The following is an 873-nucleotide window of genomic DNA, read 5'->3' as shown; positions in this document are numbered from 1 at the left end:
GTAATCCGGCCTACTGTGGCAAAGCCTGTTATGGTAAGACAGAGCAAACCGAACGGCAGAGAATTACCAAACCTTTCAGAGCAAAAGGAGGCTATGTTGTACAAAATGGCTGTCATAGAGAAAAGCCAAGAGAAGAATGGATTGAAATACCAGTTCCAGCCCTGGTTTCGCAGTCTACATTTGATATTGTTCAGGAGCGGTTAAAGCATAACAAGCTTCATTCACAGAGAAATACAAAAGTCATTACGCTTTTACAGGGTATGATGGTATGTAGTAAATGTGGCTATTCTTTATATAGAACCCATACCACTACATCAGCTAAAAAAAAGATTTATTATTACCGGTGCTTTGGATCAGATGCCTATCGCTTTGAAGGGATAAGGAAGTGTAATTGCAGGCCAGTAAGGCAGGATTATCTTGATAAGCTGGTGTGGGACCAGGTAGTGTCACTGCTGGGGGATCCAGGGCTTATTCAAACAGAGGTAGAGAAAAGAGTTGAACAAACAAAGAAAGCAAGCCCTATCGTACATCAAAAGGCTACTATTGAGAAGCAAAGAAGGAAACTGAGCCAATCGATGGACAAGTTGCTGGATGCCTACCAGGAAGGACTGATACCTATATCTGAGTTGCGGAAAAGAATGCCATCACTTCAAAAACGGGTAAAGACCGTGGATAAGGAGCTTGAAAACTTAAAAATACATGAACTGGCACTCGATCAACGCTTACAATTACTGGATGTGCAAAGCTTTACAGACCAGTTGGATCGAAACATCCATCACCTTGACATAAAGGAAAGAAGGAAAATACTGAGGCTTTTAGTAAAAGAAGTAGTTGTAGGCGATAATATCATAGATATTAAACATTCCATCCCTA

Annotated in this window: 1 protein-coding gene; it reads left to right on the top strand. The window is 40.9% G+C overall.

Going from position 1 to position 873, the window contains the following annotated elements; genetic code table 11:
- Positions 1-873: recombinase zinc beta ribbon domain-containing protein (locus AC04NP_RS30535; protein ID WP_482863920.1), on the top strand; the 873-nt coding region annotated here is incomplete at both ends.

This window comes from Agaribacillus sp. DX54 (assembly GCF_056858335.1).
Note: the sequence above shows the minus strand (reverse complement) of the source record. Positions and strands in the feature narration are given on the sequence as shown.